At 62.6% G+C, this 16,380-nt stretch carries 17 protein-coding genes and 1 pseudogene; 10 read left to right on the top strand and 8 right to left on the bottom strand.

Annotation, left to right across the window (positions count from 1 at the left end; all coding sequences use genetic code 11):
• The first annotated feature begins 15 nt into the window (after positions 1-15).
• From C7G61_RS20940 to C7G61_RS20915, 6 genes are all read left to right on the top strand, one after another.
• The gene (locus C7G61_RS20940) at positions 16-1,116 is read left to right on the top strand and encodes a dihydrolipoamide acetyltransferase family protein (RefSeq protein WP_108517849.1); all 1,101 of its coding nucleotides are present in this window, start codon (positions 16-18) and stop codon (positions 1,114-1,116) included.
• A 24-nt stretch (positions 1,117-1,140) separates the two neighbouring features.
• Positions 1,141-2,658 (top strand): L-piperidine-6-carboxylate dehydrogenase, encoded by a 1,518-nt coding sequence (amaB, locus tag C7G61_RS20935; RefSeq protein ID WP_108517847.1) that lies wholly within the window; start codon positions 1,141-1,143, stop codon positions 2,656-2,658.
• Positions 2,659-2,771: 113 nt separating this feature from the next.
• Positions 2,772-4,181, top strand: a complete 1,410-nt coding sequence (locus C7G61_RS20930; protein WP_108517845.1) for an NfeD family protein — start codon at positions 2,772-2,774, stop codon at positions 4,179-4,181.
• Positions 4,171-4,935, top strand: coding sequence for a slipin family protein (locus C7G61_RS20925; RefSeq protein ID WP_108517842.1), 765 nt, complete (start codon positions 4,171-4,173; stop codon positions 4,933-4,935). Before C7G61_RS20930 ends, C7G61_RS20925 begins: the two co-directional genes overlap by 11 nt.
• A gap of 25 nt (positions 4,936-4,960) precedes the next feature.
• Entirely contained in the window at positions 4,961-5,254 is a 294-nt protein-coding gene (locus C7G61_RS20920; protein ID WP_108517840.1) for a GYD domain-containing protein, read from the top strand.
• A gap of 144 nt (positions 5,255-5,398) precedes the next feature.
• On the top strand, positions 5,399-5,800 hold the full coding sequence (locus tag C7G61_RS20915; protein ID WP_108517838.1) for a RidA family protein: 402 nt from the start codon (positions 5,399-5,401) through the stop codon (positions 5,798-5,800).
• Between the two features lie 30 nt (positions 5,801-5,830).
• Here C7G61_RS20915 and C7G61_RS20910 read toward each other — a convergent pair whose 3' ends face one another.
• Together C7G61_RS20910 and C7G61_RS20905 are read right to left on the bottom strand one after the other, a co-directional pair.
• The gene (locus tag C7G61_RS20910; protein WP_108517836.1) at positions 5,831-7,138 is read right to left on the bottom strand and encodes a DNA polymerase IV; all 1,308 of its coding nucleotides are present in this window, start codon (positions 7,136-7,138) and stop codon (positions 5,831-5,833) included.
• Positions 7,135-7,434 (bottom strand): DUF3572 domain-containing protein, encoded by a 300-nt coding sequence (locus C7G61_RS20905; protein WP_108517834.1) that lies wholly within the window; start codon positions 7,432-7,434, stop codon positions 7,135-7,137. The genes C7G61_RS20910 and C7G61_RS20905 overlap by 4 nt, the downstream gene beginning before the upstream one ends.
• 229 nt (positions 7,435-7,663) lie before the next feature.
• Between C7G61_RS20905 and C7G61_RS20900 the strand changes: the two genes are divergently transcribed.
• Genes C7G61_RS20900 through C7G61_RS20890 form a run of 3 tightly spaced genes read left to right on the top strand, consistent with a single transcriptional unit; the run spans position 7,664 to position 9,914 of the window.
• A complete protein-coding gene (locus C7G61_RS20900; protein WP_027538546.1) occupies positions 7,664-8,029 on the top strand; it encodes a response regulator in 366 nt (121 codons plus the stop codon).
• Positions 8,030-8,047: 18 nt separating this feature from the next.
• Positions 8,048-9,421 carry a PleD family two-component system response regulator gene (locus tag C7G61_RS20895; protein ID WP_108517832.1) on the top strand — a complete coding sequence of 458 codons (1,374 nt, stop codon included), beginning with the start codon at positions 8,048-8,050 and terminating at the stop codon, positions 9,419-9,421.
• A gap of 31 nt (positions 9,422-9,452) precedes the next feature.
• Entirely contained in the window at positions 9,453-9,914 is a 462-nt protein-coding gene (locus tag C7G61_RS20890) for a DUF6790 family protein (protein WP_108517830.1), read from the top strand.
• Positions 9,915-9,935: 21 nt separating this feature from the next.
• Here C7G61_RS20890 and C7G61_RS20885 read toward each other — a convergent pair.
• The 3 genes and pseudogenes from C7G61_RS20885 to C7G61_RS20875 form a co-directional block, all read right to left on the bottom strand.
• Positions 9,936-10,106 (bottom strand): annotated as a pseudogene (locus C7G61_RS20885) (amidohydrolase); the annotation flags it as partial.
• A gap of 253 nt (positions 10,107-10,359) precedes the next feature.
• Positions 10,360-11,577, bottom strand: coding sequence for a serine hydrolase domain-containing protein (locus C7G61_RS20880; RefSeq protein ID WP_108517827.1), 1,218 nt, complete (start codon positions 11,575-11,577; stop codon positions 10,360-10,362).
• 182 nt (positions 11,578-11,759) lie between these two features.
• Positions 11,760-12,377, bottom strand: coding sequence for a TetR/AcrR family transcriptional regulator (locus C7G61_RS20875; RefSeq protein ID WP_420836774.1), 618 nt, complete (start codon positions 12,375-12,377; stop codon positions 11,760-11,762).
• Positions 12,378-12,510: 133 nt separating this feature from the next.
• Here C7G61_RS20875 and C7G61_RS20870 point away from each other — a divergent pair, with 133 nt between their 5' ends.
• Complete coding sequence (locus tag C7G61_RS20870; protein ID WP_108517825.1) at positions 12,511-13,743, top strand: MFS transporter; 1,233 nt, start codon at positions 12,511-12,513, stop codon at positions 13,741-13,743.
• A 58-nt stretch (positions 13,744-13,801) separates the two neighbouring features.
• Here C7G61_RS20870 and rpmG read toward each other — a convergent pair whose 3' ends face one another.
• The 3 genes from rpmG to C7G61_RS20855 form a co-directional block, all read right to left on the bottom strand.
• The gene (gene rpmG / locus C7G61_RS20865) at positions 13,802-13,969 is read right to left on the bottom strand and encodes a 50S ribosomal protein L33 (RefSeq protein ID WP_027537094.1); all 168 of its coding nucleotides are present in this window, start codon (positions 13,967-13,969) and stop codon (positions 13,802-13,804) included.
• A 123-nt stretch (positions 13,970-14,092) separates the two neighbouring features.
• Positions 14,093-15,418 (bottom strand): LLM class flavin-dependent oxidoreductase, encoded by a 1,326-nt coding sequence (locus tag C7G61_RS20860; protein WP_108517823.1) that lies wholly within the window; start codon positions 15,416-15,418, stop codon positions 14,093-14,095.
• A 224-nt stretch (positions 15,419-15,642) separates the two neighbouring features.
• Positions 15,643-16,380 carry an NUDIX hydrolase gene (locus C7G61_RS20855; protein ID WP_108517821.1) on the bottom strand — a complete coding sequence of 246 codons (738 nt, stop codon included), beginning with the start codon at positions 16,378-16,380 and terminating at the stop codon, positions 15,643-15,645.

Here is a 16,380-nt window from a genome sequence, read left to right as displayed (position 1 = left end):
CAGCGGACTTGTCTCATGCGCCAGTTCGTATTGCCGGATCTGGGAGAGGGCCTCGAAGAGGCGGAGATCGTGAACTGGCACGTCAATGAAGGCGATCACGTCGTCACCGATCAGCCGCTGGTTTCCGTCGAGACTGACAAGGCCGTCGTCGAGGTGCCGTCACCGTCAAGCGGACGCATCCTGCACCTGTTTGGTGCCAAGGGCGATGTGGTGAAAGTAGGCGTGCCGCTGGTCGAGTTTGCCGAAGGCCCCGAGCAAGACACCGGTACAATTGTCGGCGAACTCGGTACCAGCGAGCAGCCGCCGGTGGCAGCAACACTTCCCGGGCCCGCAGCCGGACAGAAAGCCCAGGTGTTTCCGGCGGTGCGCGCGCTCGCACGCAAGCTCGACGTCGATCTCGAGCTTGTCGAAGCCACGGGACCTGGCGGCTTCATCACGCGTGCGGATGTGGAACGAGCTGCCAAGACCTTGTCGCATACCGGACCCGCCGAGCCGCTGCGCGGTTTGCGGCGCGCGATGGCTCAACGTATGACGGCGTCTCATGCCGAGATCGTCCCCGCCAGCGTCACCGATGACGCCGATATCGACGACTGGCGAAAGGGCGAGGACGCGACCATCCGCCTGGTGCGCGCGATCGCCGCCGCCTGCAAGGCGGAGCCCGCGCTCAATGCCTGGTACAATGCCGGTGCGGGAGAACGGCGTCTGATCGGACGCGTCGACCTCGGCATCGCCGTTGATACCGGGGGCGGCCTGATCGTTCCGGTCTTGCGCAATGTCGCAGAGCGCGACGCATCGGATTTGCGAACCGGGCTCGACCGAATGCGGGCGGACGCGCTCGCGCGCTCGATACCTCCGGGCGAACTGCGCGGCGCAACCATTACGCTGTCGAACTTCGGCATGATCGGAGGCCGGTTCGCCAACCTGATCGTCGTGCCGCCGCAAGTGGCGATCATAGGCGCCGGCCGGATTGCCCAAAGGGTGGTTGCACATTTGGGCCAGCCAGCCGTGAGGCGCGTGCTGCCGTTGTCGCTCACCTTCGACCATCGCGTCGTGACGGGCGGCGAAGCCGCGCGCTTCCTGGTAGCGCTCAAATCGGATCTTGAGCAGGTTTCGTAAGATAGCCGTGCGGAGGGCATCCATATGAAACTCTTGGCCGACGTTGATTCAATTCTCCAGGGCGTCGGCGCTTACCGCGACCGGTATCGGGGCGGTGAACGCCTGGTGCGATCGCCGTTGACCGGCGAGACCATTGCCCAGGTCGAGGACGCGAACCCGGATAGCGTCACCGAAGCAATCGGGCAGTCGGAAAAAGCGTTCCTCGCGTGGCGGTCGCTTCCGGCGCCCCGACGTGGCGAGTTCGTCCGGGTTCTCGGCGAGGAGTTGCGCGCGGCCAAGACCGAGCTCGGCCGCCTCGTCACCATCGAAACCGGGAAAATCCTGTCCGAAGGGCACGGCGAGGTCCAGGAGATGATCGACATCTGCGACTTTGCGGTCGGTCTCTCTCGTCAGCTCTATGGCCTCACCATCGCCAGCGAACGTCCTCACCATCGGATGATGGAGCAATGGCATCCGCTCGGGCCGGTGGGAATCATCACCGCATTCAATTTTCCCGTTGCGGTTTGGTCGTGGAACGCCGCCCTTGCGCTGGTGTGTGGCGACCCGGTGATCTGGAAGCCGTCGGAGAAGACTCCGCTGACGGCACTCGCGGTGGAGGCGCTGGTCCGGCGTGCTGTGGAGAGGTTCGGCGGCGCACCGGCGGGCCTGTCGACGGTGCTGATCGGGGGACGGGAGATCGGAGAGATGCTGGTCGATGATCCGAGAGTGCCGCTGGTCTCGGCGACCGGCTCCACCGCCATGGGCCAGATCGTGGGTCGGCGGCTGGCGCGGCGCTTTGCGCGAGCCATCCTGGAGTTGGGCGGCAACAACGCTTCGATCGTGTGTCCCTCGGCTGATCTAGACCTTGCGCTTCGGGCGATTGCCTTCGCTGCGGTTGGTACGGCAGGCCAGCGCTGCACGTCGTTGCGCCGGCTGTTCGTGCATCGTGATACTTATGATGCTCTCGTCGACAGATTGAAACAGGTCTATGCCACGGTGCAGATCGGAAACCCGCTCACGAGTAGCGCTGTTCTCGTTGGCCCGCTGATCGACGGAGTAGCCTTTCATCGAATGCAGGAAGTCCTGGCGGAGGCTCGAAAGCTTGGCGGACAGGTTGTTGGCGGCGACCGTTTCGAGACGGCGCCATATCCCGCCGCCCATTATGTCAGGCCCGCGCTGGTTGAGATGCCGGGACAGATCGGTCCGGTACTGCAGGAAACCTTCGCGCCGATCCTCTACGTCATGAAGTATTCCGACTTTGACGAAGCCCTGGCGCTGCATAATGCAGTGCGGCAAGGCCTTTCCTCGTCAATTTTTTCGACCGACGTGCATGAGATCGAGAAATTCCTCTCCGTGGCAGGCTCGGATTGCGGCATCGCAAACGTCAATATTGGACCGTCGGGCGCGGAGATAGGGGGCGCATTTGGCGGCGAGAAGGAAACCGGCGGCGGGCGCGAAGCCGGCTCCGACGCGTGGAAGGCGTACATGCGCCGGGTCACCAGCACCATCAATTTCGGCAAAGATCTTCCGCTCGCCCAAGGCGTCAAGTTTGAAGTTGGCTGAGATCCAGCCAGGCATGGTTGCGGGCTTGAGCGGGGATGCTGCGGCCGCCAATCCCGGGCATATTGAGGTTCGATGAGGATACCCCATATCATTTTGATAACGGAGTCCTTGCTGTGCAGACCGTACGGGCGACTCTTGTTGCTGCCGCTGCAGCGGCAGCTCTGGTTATTTCTCCTCTTGCCGCTTCAGCAGAGGAGAACAAGAGCAGGCTTGCGCTGACCATCTCGGTCGACGGAGCGATCGGGCCGGCAACGGCCCGTTATGTGAAGGAGGCCCTGACCAAGGCAAAAGAACGACACGCCGAGGTCGTCGTTCTGCGCATGAATACGCCGGGCGGTCTCGCGACCAGCATGCGCGAGATTATCGCAGACGTGCTGGCGTCGCGCGTTCCCGTCGTCGGTTACGTCGCGCCCTCCGGAGCCCATGCGGCCAGCGCCGGAACCTATATCCTCTACGCCACGCATATCGCGGCAATGGCGCCGGGCACCAATATCGGAGCGGCGACGCCGGTGGAGATTGGCGGCCCGCTGCCGGGTCTGCCGGACGCCACGCCTGACAAGGGCGACAAGGACAAGAAGGACGGCAGCGACCAGCAGCCGAAGACGAAGGGTGCCATGATGGCGAAGGCGACAAACGATGCCGTTGCCTTGATCCGCAGTCTTGCCGAGTTGCGCGGCCGCAATGCCGATTGGGCAGAGAAGGCGGTGCGGGAGGCCGCCAGCCTGTCCACCAATGCCGCATTGCAGGCGAATGTCATCGACCTCATCGCACGCGACCAGGCCGAACTGCTCAGGCAAATCGATGGTCGCGCGGTGGAGGTTGCGGGTGGCGATACCCGACATTTGGCGACGAAAGATGCTGTCCTCGAAGCGATCGATCCAGGATGGATCTCACGATTCCTGGCGGTCATCACCAATCCCAACGTTGCGCTGATTTTGCTCCTCGTCGGCGTCTACGGCCTGATTTTCGAATTCACTTCACCCGGCGCGGTCGCCCCCGGGGTTGTAGGCACGATCTGCCTGCTGCTTGGCCTCTATGCCCTCAACCTGCTCCCGGTAAACTACGCCGGCCTCGCCTTGATGGTGGTCGGGATCGTGCTTCTGACCATCGAAGTCTTCAATCCGACCGTGGTCATCGGCCTCGGCGGCATCATCGCCTTTGTGATCGGAGCGATTATGCTCTTCGACGTCGAAGCGCCGGGCTACCGGCTGTCATGGCCGGTCGTCGGCATCACGGCGGCGATGTTTATTGGTCTCGTTCTGGTCGTACTGAGATCGCTTCGGCGCGCCGGCAAGGGTCCGGTACTGGTCGGTGCTCAAGCCATGCGTGGCGTATCTGCCCAGGTCATCGACTGGTCCGAGAACGAGGGTCACGTCTTCGCGCAAGGTGAACGCTGGCAAGCGCGCGGCGCTGAAACGTTCAAGCCAGGAGAGGTGGTCGAGGTGGCCAACATCATAGATTTGACGCTGGTGGTGCGGCGCCGGCCGACGCTGATCGGCAAGGAGGTACGTCATGATGCTTGAATATCTGACCTATGCATCGCTTGCGGTGATCGTAATCCTATTTCTAGCCTCCGCCATTCGTATCCTGCGGGAATACGAGCGCGGCGTCATCTTCACGCTCGGCCGCTTCACCGGGGTGAAGGGTCCGGGACTCATCATCCTGATTCCGGTCGTGCAGCAGATGGTGAAGGCCGATCTCAGGGTGATGGTGCAGGTCGTGCCGCCGCAGGACGTGATTTCGCGCGACAACGTCCCGGTCAAGGTCAACGCCGTTCTCTACTTCCGTATCGTCGATCCCGAGCGCGCCATCATCAAGGTCGGCGATTTCATGGCCGCTACCAGCCAACTGGCCCAGACTACGCTGCGCTCGGTGCTCGGCAAGCACGAGCTGGACGAGATGCTCGCCGAGCGGGACAGGCTTAATTCCGACATTCAGGAAATTCTCGATCAGCAGACCGACGTCTGGGGTATCAAGGTTACCACCATCGAGATCAAGGATATCGATCTCAATGAAACCATGGTGCGCGCGATTGCCAAGCAGGCCGAGGCGGAGCGGTTGCGACGCGCCAAAGTGATCAATGCGATGGGCGAGCAGCAGGCCGCCGAGAAGCTCGTCGAGGCCGGCCGAACGCTTGCGCGGGAGCCGCAGGCGATGCAGTTGCGCTACTTCGCGGCGCTGCACGACATTGCCGGCGAGCGATCATCGACCGTGGTCTTTCCGCTGCCGATGGATTTGCTCGGCCATCTGACCGGACGCCGGAACGAAGCAACGTAAATTTCGACAACCAGGGAGAGCCACGATGGCAACTTATGTCGTGCTTGGCAACTTCACCGACCAGGGAATCCGCGCCGCCAAGGAGTCACCGAAGCGGGCCGAGGCTTTCAAAAAAATGGCCGAGACCTTCGGGATCACCGTAAAGGAGTTGTTCTGGACGCAGGGACGATATGATGTTGTGACAGTCCTCGAAGCGCCGGATGAATTTTCCGCCATGACGCTTAGCTTGAGTCTTGGCGCCCTGGGCAATGTTCGCACCGAGTCGCTGCGTGCCTTCTCGGCGGCGGACATGACCAAGGTTGTCGACAAGATGCTCTGACGGCGGCTCCGCAGTTCATCCCTTCAAGCCGCCGCCTGGCCGTCCGGCACTGCGTGCTGAGCACCCTTGCGCGGATCAGTCTGGTCGAGCGCGCCGGACCCGGATAGGCTTCGGCCCAACCATGCACGTCGGGGAGGTACAAACATGAGCAAGCTCGAACATCTTCGGCCAAGCGGCCTTCACCACAATCCGGCTTACTCCCACGTCGTCGTGGCGTCAGGGGCGCGCACGATCTATATCGCGGGACAGGTGGCCACCGACGACGAGGGACGAGTCGTCGGCGAGGGTGATCTGGCCGCACAGACGACGCAAGTGATGCACAATATTGGCCTGGCGCTGAAAGCCGCCGGTGCGGGTTATGCCGATATCGTGAAGATCACTACCTTCGTCGTCGGTTACAAGCCGGAACTCCGTCCCATCATCGGCAAGGCGCGCTCAGCGTTCTTTGAAGGCATGGAGCCGCCGGCGAGCACGCTCGTCGGTGTAACGGCGCTTGCGGCCCCTGAATGGCTGATCGAGATTGAGGCCGTGGCCGTCGTCGGTTGACCACTCCGTCATGACGGGGAGAGGTCGGTGCTACTCTTCCTCCTCGTCGTCCTCCTTCGCCGGCCCTTTATACGCAATGCCCCTGATGACAGCGGCATTGCCGAACTTCTTGCGCAAATCATCCATCGCGCGCTCGGCATGGGCCGAGCGGCGGTCGAGCATGTCGGTGTCGTCGGCCTGCGATCCGTCGCGCAGCGCGCTGACGCCGGTGCCGATCAGGCGAAAAGCCGTGCCGTCGATCTCCTTCGCCAGCATTTCGCGCGACACCGCAAAAATCTTCGCGGCGAGCTGCGTCGGTGCGTGAATCGATTGCGAGCGGGTGCGCTGCCTGAAATCCGCGGTCTTTAGTTTCAAGGTAATGGTGAGGCCTGACAGATCGCTGCTCTTCAGCCGCGACGACACTTTTTCGGACAGCCGCCACAGTACTTTTTCCAGCGTTGCAAAATCCTTGATGTCGCTCTCGAACGTGGTCTCGTTGGAAATCGTCTTGGCGCCGCGGTCCGCCACCACGCTGCGGTCGTCGATGCCGCGCGCCAGCCGCCACAGCCTGCGGCCTTCGCCGCCGAACTGCTTCATCAGCTCGACCTCGTCGGCGCGCTGCAGGTCCGCAATGGTGCGAAAGCCTCGCTGCACCAGCTTCTCCTGGGTCGCGGGGCCGACGCCATAGATGAAGCCGACCGGCTTGTCCGCCAGCATTTCGCGGGCCTCGATCTGGTCGAGGGCGGCAAAGCCGCGCGGCTTGTCGAGATCGGAGGCGATCTTGGCCAAAAACTTGTTGCAAGACAGGCCGACGGACACCGTGATCCCGATGTCGCGCTCGACGTCGCGGGCAAAGCGCGCGAGCACTTTTGCCGGAATCATGCCGTGAACGCGCTGCGTGCCGGAAAGATCGAGAAACGCCTCGTCGATCGACAGCGGTTCCACCAGCGGCGTCAGCGTCTGCATGGCGTGGCGCACCTCGCGGCCGACGCGGACGTATTTGGCCATGTCGGGCGGGATTACGGCAGCCTGGGGGCACAGCGCCAGGGCCTTGAACATCGGCATCGCCGAGCGCACGCCATAGGTTCGCGAGACGTAGCAGGCGGCCGACACCACGCCGCGCTTGCCGCCGCCGATGATCACGGGCTTGTCGGCAAGCTCCGGATTGTCGCGCTTCTCGACGGTAGCGTAGAACGCGTCGCAATCGACATGCGCCAGCGTCAGCGAGGGCAGGGCATGGTGGCGGACCAGACGGGGGGAACCGCATTCGCCACACCGTCTGGCCTTGATATCGAGGTCGCCGAGGCAATCCCGGCAGAACGCGCGCGGACCATCCAAGGCTGGCGCGGGCGCGGTCACGGCACGTCGCGCTCCCAATGCGGGTCGCCGAGCACTTGGCGGGCGGCGGCGATATTGGTCGGGTGCAGTTGCGAGGCGCTCGCAAACGCTTTCACGGTTGCATCATCCCGCATCACAAAATCCAGCACCGAGGCCAGAAATTGCGGGTCGGCAGCAGCCGTGCGCAGCGTCTCCGGACCGATGCCGCTTTCGGCCAGGAAAAGGCCTAGCCTTTCAGGATCGCCAGCAATAAAACTCAGCGCCTGAACTGCAACGATTTCAGCCACTTCGCGAGGGTTGTGAACAGGCTTTTTCAACAGATGGGTTTGCCTTTCCGTTAACTTATGGTGTCTAGTTTGGAACCATCATGCCCGAGTCTGCGCAGTGTGTTCAAGCAAGTGGAAACCACACCGCAAAAGTAGGGCATCGATTTAACGGCTTAGAGCGAAATCTGACGCTAGTTGAATTCACTTTTCGACAGCCCGGCGGCAGTACAGGATCGTACTGAAAGGCCGGATCTGTTTCCTGGGACGAGGGGAGGACGGGATGGCAAAAACCGTCCTGATCGTGGAGGATAACGAGCTCAACATGAAGCTCTTTCGCGACCTGTTGGAAGCGCACGGCTATCAGACTTCGGGCACCAGCAACGGTTTCGAGGCGCTCGATCTCGTCCGCAAGCTGCGCCCCGACCTGATCCTGATGGATATCCAGCTCCCCCAAGTGTCCGGCCTCGAAGTGACGCGCTGGATCAAGGACGATCCGGAGTTGCGCGCCATTCCGGTGGTCGCCGTCACGGCATTCGCGATGAAGGGCGACGAAGAGCGCATCCGCGAGGGCGGCTGCGAGGCGTATTTGTCCAAGCCAATTTCCGTCGGCAAGTTTATCGAAACCGTGCGGCGTTTTATCGGGTAGGGGTAGGAGTGAGTTTCGATGTCTGCGCGTATCCTCGTCGTCGATGACGTCCCAGCGAACGTCAAGTTGCTGGAAGCCCGTCTGTCGGCCGAATATTTCGACGTGTTGACGGCATCCAATGGTGCCGAGGCGCTCGATCTCTGTTCGCGTTCCGAATGCGACATCATCCTGCTCGACGTCATGATGCCCGACATGGACGGTTTTGAGGTCTGCCGCCGGCTGAAGTCGAACCCGGCCACCCATTACATTCCCGTCGTGATCGTCACCGCGCTGGACAGTCCGTCCGATCGCGTCCGCGGGCTGGAAGCCGGCGCCGACGATTTTCTCACCAAGCCGGTGTCCGACATCGTCCTGATCGCGCGCGTCCGGTCGCTGACGCGGCTGAAGATGATGACCGATGAGCTGCGGATGCGCGCCATCACCTCGCTCGAGATCGGCATGGAGGCGCCCGAGCGTAGCGCGATCGCCGACAAGGGCGTCGGCGGGCGGATCCTGCTTGTCGACGACCGGCCATCGTCCTACGAGCGGCTGGCGCCGATCCTTTCTGCCGAGCACACCGTCGACGTCGAAATCAATCCGGCGGAAGCGCTGTTTCACGCCGCCGAGGGTAATTACGATTTGCTGATCGTTTCGCTCGGCCTTGAAAATTACGATGGCCTGCGGCTGTGCAGCCAGGCGCGCTCGCTGGAGCGCACCCGCCAGTTGCCGATCCTCGCCATCTCCGATGCCGACAACAATGCGCGGCTGCTGCGCGGGCTCGAAATCGGCGTCAACGATTATCTCCTGCGTCCCGTCGACAAGAACGAATTGCTGGCGCGGGCGCGCACCCAGATCCGCAAGCGGCGCTATACCGACCATCTGCGCGACAACGTGCAGAACTCGATCGAAATGGCGATCACCGACGCGCTGACCGGCCTGCATAACCGCCGCTATATGGAAACTCATCTGGCGACGCTGGCCGAGCAGGCCTCGAGCCGCGGCAAGCCGCTCGCGCTGATGATCCTCGACATCGACTTCTTCAAATCCATCAACGACACTTATGGCCACGACGCCGGCGACGACGTGCTGCGCGAATTCGCGGTGCGCATCCGAAAATCGATCCGCGGCATCGATCTCGCCTGCCGCTATGGCGGCGAGGAGTTCGTGATCGTGATGCCGGAAACCGACTTGACCGTCGCCGGCATGGTCGCCGAGCGCCTGCGCCGCTCGATCGCCGGCGAAACCTTTGCGGTCAACAAGGGCACCAAGCGCATCGACGTCACGATTTCAATCGGACTGGCGACGCTGGACCACAAGGGCGAGCCGGTCGCCGACGTGCTCAAGCGCGCCGACATGGCGCTGTATCAGGCGAAGCACGACGGGCGGAACAGGGTGGTTTCGACGGCGGCTTAGCCGTCGTCCCTGCATAGGCCGGGACCAATCCATGTACTTGATCGTGATCGTTGCCTTCATGCTGGTCCTGCCGATCGGCTCGATCCTGATCGAGTTCGCCGCCGGCGCCACCGATCTCGTCCATATCATCGGCAAGTGGTTCGTGTTCTGGACGGGCGGACTGCGGCTGCTTACCGCCGGCCTTTCGCAGATCGTACGGCCGGCCTTCACCGCGCAGACAATCTTCAAGATCCAGGACGAGGAAGCGTTCAAGATCGTGTCCGAACTCGGCTTCGCCAACGTCTCGATGGGCGCGATGTCGGTGCTCTCGATCTTCTTCCCGGCCTGGATCGTGCCGGCTGCGCTCTGCACCGGCCTGTTCTACGGACTGGCCGGCGTCGGGCACGCGCTCAACACGACCCGCACGAACAAGGAAAACATGGCGATGCTCTCCGACCTGTTCGTGTTCCTGGTGCTGGGCTTTGTCGTCGTCGCCGGTTTCGCAACGGCATAGAGCTCCGCACCGGCGGGCACCCTAGCCCAGCAGGTCCCGCGCCGTGCGCATGAACACTCTCGCCCCGACCGCGATCAGGTCGTCGGGAAAATCGTAGTCGGGATTGTGCAGGCTCGGATGGCTCTCGCCGGCGCCAAGGAAAAACATCGCCGACTTGCCGACGCTGCCGAAGCACCCGAAATCCTCCGGCGCCAGCCGACCAGATCGACGATGTCCTGGTTGCTGAGAAACATGAGAAGATTGCCGGCGCTAGGGTCTGTTGATATTCAGGTCAGGGCGAGCCGAAAATGGTGGCTTTCGAGAACCGGAGCGGAGCGTACCTTTTGGTACGGGAGCACTGGAAGCGCAGAAAGCCGCCATTTGCAGGCCGACCTCACCTGAATATCAACAGACCCTAGTGCGCAATTGCGCACCAGGCAGGGACGACGAGGCATAGGTGATCGCCTCAGGCAACAACCTCGGCGCCTTGCTTCACCGCCTCATACGCCAGCCGCTTGAACTCGAACGAGAACGGATGGACGAACGCCATCTGGCGCTGCGCCATCATCACGCCGGCCATGTTGCGCTTCGGCGAAATCCACCATTGGGTGCCGGCCACGCCGCCCCAATAGAATTCGCCTGACGCGTCGGGATGATCGAACGCCGAGGGCTTCAGGATCAACCCGCCGGCGAGGCCGTGTGCCTTGCCGGGCTGTTCGCCCATCATGGCAAAGCGGATCCACTGGCCGTCCGGCAGTTGGTTGGTCATCATCTGCGCAATCGTCTCCGGCTTGAGCAGGGTTTTGCCGCCGGGCAGCAGGCTTCGGATCAGCGCGACCATATCAGGCATCGTTGAGACCAGGCCGCCGCCGCCGTTGAGCCTTGCAATGGGACGCAGATAGGCGCCGGGGAACGGCGCGTTGTCGGTCCGGGTAAGCCCCGGCTTCATCGGCTCCATCAGGTCGGCGCCGGCGTAATAGGCGACCAGCCGTCCCTGATCCTTTTCCGGCACGGCGAAACCGGTGTCGACCATGCCGAGCGGATCGAGAATCCGCGCCTTGATGAATTCGTCGAAGCGTTGACCGCTGATGACTTCGATCAGCCGCGCCACGACGTCGATGGCGAGCGAGTATTCCCAGGACGTCCCCGGTTGATAGATCAGCGGCAGGCCGGCCAGCACGTCCACCATTTGTGCCAGAGTCGTTCTCGGGTCGTGGACGCCGCGCTCATTGAGGGCCTTGAAGATGGTCGTGCCCGGATCGAAAAAGCCGTAGCTCAGTCCCGAACTATGGCTCAGGAGCTGTCTGATGGTGATCGAGCTCTTCGCCGGCTCCGCGTCATCAAGTGACGTTGCGCCCGGCCGCAGCACCTTTCGATTTCCGAGCTGCGGAATAAATTTTTCGATGGGGTCATCGAGCTTCAACTTGCCTTCCTCGAACAGCAGCAACGCCGCGCAGGAAGTGACCAGCTTGGTATTGGAAAAGACGCGGAAGATGTGGTCGGTGCGGAGCGGCGTCTGCGCTTCCTTGTCGGCCCATCCGACGCAATTCACGTCGACGAGGTCGCGCCCGACCATGACCGCCCAGGAAATGCCTGACAGCAGGTTGTTGTCGACATAGCGCTGCATCGCCGCCTGCGCCGGTTTGAAGTCGTAACCGTTGGCGGTCACTTTCAGGTCTTCCATGGTCGCTCCCCTTTGCCGTCTTGTTCTTGCGCAAGCGTGGCTCTCTCGCCGTCGTCCCTGCGAACGCAGGGACCCATAGCCACCGGCGCTTGTTATCTTAGGAAGGTACCTACCACATCGCCTCACTGAAAGGCCACGGCGTATGGGTCCCTGCGTTCGCAGGGACGACGGCGAAGCGGGCCTCAAGAAGCCGATCTTGCCTGCTGCTTCTTTGCCGCGCGTTTGTTCGTGGAGCCACTCCCACCCACCTTCACCCCCGCATTCCTCAGCAGCACCGTCGCCGCTTCCTTTGCCGCCCGCGCCATCGCCGGATCGTTGCGGACGAGGTCCTGCGCGATCGAACCGTCGACCAGCAAGGCGAGCTGCGTCGCCAGTGCGTCTGGATCGGCGACGCCGAGCTGCACCAGCAGGTCGCGAAACCAGAGGCGGCGGCTTTCCTTGAAGGCAACAGCAACCTTGCGGACCGACCGGTCTTCGCCGAGTTCGGCAACCGCATTGACAAAGGGGCAGCCGCGAAAATCCTTCGCAGAAAAACGTCGCTCCAGCGAATCGAAAGTGCCGAGAATCTGCTCGACCGGCGACTTGTCGGAAGGCCGCGGAGCCACGAAGCGCCGCGCCAGATAGGCCGCGATCAACGCGTCCTTGGACGGAAAATGATTGTAGAGCGTGCGCTTGCTGATGCCGATTTCGGCGGCGATGGTGTCGACGCCGACCGCGCGAATTCCCTGCAGATAGAACAGCCTATCCGCGGTTTCCAGAATCCGGTCCTTCATGTCGGGTTTGGCGGGCAGGGTAGCCATGCGAATGCGCGGGTCACCTTAGCTTGACAGCGGAGCCTCCTTATAGCCTAGGTACACAGGTCTGTGTACCTATTTCAGATATCAATTGCGGGACGCGGCATTCGAATCGCGGCCGATCGGGAGAATAAAAACAATGGCCCTGCTGCAAATCCTGCGGCCCACGCTTCCCATCCTTATCGGCGCCTCCGTCATGCTCACGCTCAGCATGGGCCTGCGCCAGTCGCTCGGCCTTTTCATGCAGCCGCTGACGCAGGACATCCGGATTTCAGTGTCCGATTTCACGCTGGCGCTCGCGGTGCAAAATCTCGCCTGGGGATTTTTGCAGCCGTTCGCCGGCGCGCTGACAGTGCGCTACGGTTTTCGGGCCATCATGGTGGCAGGCGCGCTGCTTTATGTCGCCGGCCTTGCGTTGATGGCGGCCGCGAACGGTTTTCTCAGCGTCATGATCGGCGGCGGCATTTTGATCGGCACCTCGCTCGCCTGTACCGCGGCGGCCATTGCGATGTCGGTAGCCGCCCGCGCCGTGCCGGCGACGGTGCGCTCGACGGTGCTCGGCCTGGTGTCGGGCGCGGGATCGCTCGGCGCGCTGCTGTCGGCGCCGATCGGGCAGATGCTCAATGAAGGCTACGGCTGGCGAATGGGGCTCGCAGGCTTTGTGGTGCTCTCGCTCCTGATGATTCCGGCCGCCTGGTACGCGGGCAGGGTGGACAAGATTCCGCTGCCCAAGCCTGCGGACGACGAAATCGGCAACTCTTCGGCCAGCGTCGCCACCAGGATCGCGTTCTCCAACGCCTCCTTCGTGGTGATGACCGGCGCCTATTTCGTCTGCGGCATGCAGCTCGTGTTTCTCACCACGCATCTGCCGTCGTATCTGGCGATCTGCGGCATGGATCCGATGTTGAGCGCGCAGACGCTCGGCATGATCGGCGGCTTCAACGTGCTCGGCAGCATCTTCTTCGGCTGGGCCGGCGAGCGCTGGAACAAGCTGGCGCTGCTCGGCGGCATCTACATCTTCCGCTCGATCGCGCTCGCCTGGTATTTCACGCTGCCGCCGACGCCGGCGACGACGCTCTTGTTCGGCGCCATCATGGGCTTTCTGTGGATGGGCGTCGGCCCGCTGGTCGCGGGCGCGGTCGCCGAGATGTTCGGCCTGAAATGGCAGGCGATGATCCAGGGGCTCGCCTTCATGAGCCATCAGGTCGGCAGCTTCCTCGGCGCCTTCGGAGGCGGAGTGCTGTACGACGCGCTCGGCTCCTACACCATGGCGTGGCGGATCGGCGTAGCTCTCGGGCTGGCCGGCGGCATCATCCAGGTCGCGTTCGCGCTGATCCGGCCGAGCGGGCCGCCGCAGATGCAGACGGCGTAAGAATCAAAACGGGGCCCGAAAGGGCCCCGTCAAAATCCGTCGGCGATGAGCCTACGAATTACTTGATCTTCGATTCCTTGAACTCGACGTGCTTGCGCGCGACCGGGTCGTACTTCTTCTTGACCAGCTTGTCGGTCATGGTGCGCGAGTTCTTCTTGGCGACGTAATAGAAGCCGGTATCCGCCGTGGAAACGAGCTTGACCTTGATGGTGACCGCTTTGGCCATGTTCAGAACCTCAAATAGGGGATATCGGGCGCTGGCCAAATCGGCCTGCATTTGCGCGCAACCTAGCTTCTGATCGCCCAAAGTCAAGGTTTTCGGGGCAAAAACCGGCCGGATTCAGCGGGATTAACCCTCAAAGAAGCGGTTTTTCGGCCTCGGCAGCCCCAAATTCTCCCGCAGCGTCCGGCCTTCATACTCGGTGCGGAAAATCCCGCGCCTTTGCAGTTCCGGAACCACCTTGTCGACGAAATCGTCGAGCCCGGCGGGAAGGAACGGGAACATGATGTTGAAGCCGTCGCTGCCGCGGCTCATCAGCCATTCCTCCATCTGGTCGGCGATGGTTTGCGGCGTGCCGACGAACGATAGCCCGCCATAGCCGCCGACGCGCTGGGCAAGCTGGCGCACCGTGAGCTTGTCGCGCGCAGCGACGTCGACCAGGCGCTGGCGGCCGCTCTTGCTCGCATTGGTTTCGGGGATCGGCGGCAACTGGCCGTCGGGATCGAAGCCGGAAGCATCGGTGCCGAGCTGCACCGAGAGCGAGGCGATGGCGCTGTCGTAATGCACCATGCTGTCGAGTTTTGCCCTTTTCTCTTTGGCTTCCTCGACGCTGTCGCCGACCACCACGAAGGCGCCGGGCAGGATCTTCAGGTGTTCGGGGTTGCGGCCGATCTTCTCCATGCGGCCCTTGATATCGGCATAAAGTTTTTGGCCGTCGGCGAGGGGGCCGCCGCCGGTGAAGACGGCTTCCGCCGTCTCCGCCGCGAGTTGCCTGCCGTCTTCGGACGCGCCGGCCTGCACGATCAGCGGCCAGCCCTGGACGGGGCGGGCGATGTTGAGCGGCCCGCGCACCGAGAGATATTTTCCCTTGTGATTGAGCACGTGCATTTTCGCCGGGTCGAAATAAAGCCCCGCCTCGACGTCGCGCACGAAGGCGTCATCGGCAAAGGAGTCCCAGAGACCGGTGACCACGTCGTAGAACTCGCGCGCCCGCTTGTAGCGCTCGGCGTGCTCCATATGGTCGTCGAGCCCGAAATTGAGCGCGGCATCCGGATTGGAGGTGGTGACGATATTCCAACCCGCACGCCCACCGCTGATGTGATCGAGCGAAGCAAAACGCCGGGCGACATGATAGGGCTCGTCGAACGTCGTCGATCCCGTCGCGATCAGGCCGATATGTTCGGTGGCGCCGGCCAGCGCCGACAGCAGCGTGAACGGCTCGAACGAGGTCACGGTGTGGCTGCGCTTGAGCGCATTGACCGGCATGTTCAGCACCGCGAGATGGTCCGCCATGAAGAAGGCGTCGAACTTGCCGGCCTCCAGCTTCTGGATCAGTTGCTTGATGCGCGCGAAATTGAAATTGGCATCGGGCCAGGCGCCGGGATAGCGCCACGCGCCGGTGTGGATGGAGACCGGACGCATAAACGCGCCGAGCTTGAGTTGCCGCTGTGCCATTGCCCGATCCGTAGCTGTTATTGTTGGGGAAGAGATAGGGAGGCGATCAGGGCAGCGCCATCAGGCGGCATCGAGAAGAATTTTGCAAATTAGGGGACTGGGGGAGAACAATTCGACGGCGCCAATACCGTCATTGCGAGCGACAGCGAAGCAATCCATTTCTCCGCGGAAAGAAAGAATGGATTGCTTCGCTGCGCTCGCAATGACGTGGAGAGGGCGGGATCCTACGCCCCCAGCACGTCCTTCTGCATCTTGCCGCCGTAGAAATGAAAGAACGGCACCGGTGCATCGTGGCGCAGCGGCCCCGCGGCGAGGCGGCGGTCGAGTTCGGCGAGCACGTTCTTGGTCATGGCATGCGCATCGGCGAGCGGCTGGGAGCCGATCTCGACCCACACCAGTTCGACCAGTTCGGCATCGGCATGGATCACGCCTTCGACGCGATGGGCGATGCTGGAAGCATCTGCGGTGAAGAAGCGCGTGTCGAAGCGGCGGACGCGGCCGGGCGGGGTGATCGCGCGCGCGATCAGGAACAGGTTGGACGGATCGGGCAGCAGGCCCGCTTCCGTGAACGGTTGCCAGGCGCCGTCGAGTTTTACGGGTTTTTCAACCTTGCGGCCGAGGCAGAGACCGGTTTCCTCGCAGGCTTCGCGGATCGCGGCGACCGCGAGCGCCCGCGCGCGGGAAGGTGCGATCTTCGGGCTACCCTTGAGCAGGTTGGTTTCGAGCTCTCCGGAAATCGGCGCGGCAACAGGAATGCGGTTGTCCGACTTGTCGACGCGGCCGCCGGGAAAAACATATTTGCCCGGCATGAACACCACTTTGTCGTGGCGCTTGCCGACCAGAACCTTCGGCTTGTCGCCGGAGCGGTCGATCAGGATCAGCGTGGCTGCATCCTTGGGCCGGAAATAGGGATGGTGATCGGCTTCTTTTCCTTCTTGTACGGCAGTCGCGACGTCGTTCAT

This window comes from Bradyrhizobium algeriense, assembly GCF_003062295.1.
Lineage (GTDB): Bacteria > Pseudomonadota > Alphaproteobacteria > Rhizobiales > Xanthobacteraceae > Bradyrhizobium > Bradyrhizobium algeriense.
This window is presented reverse-complemented; position numbering and strand designations above follow the sequence as displayed.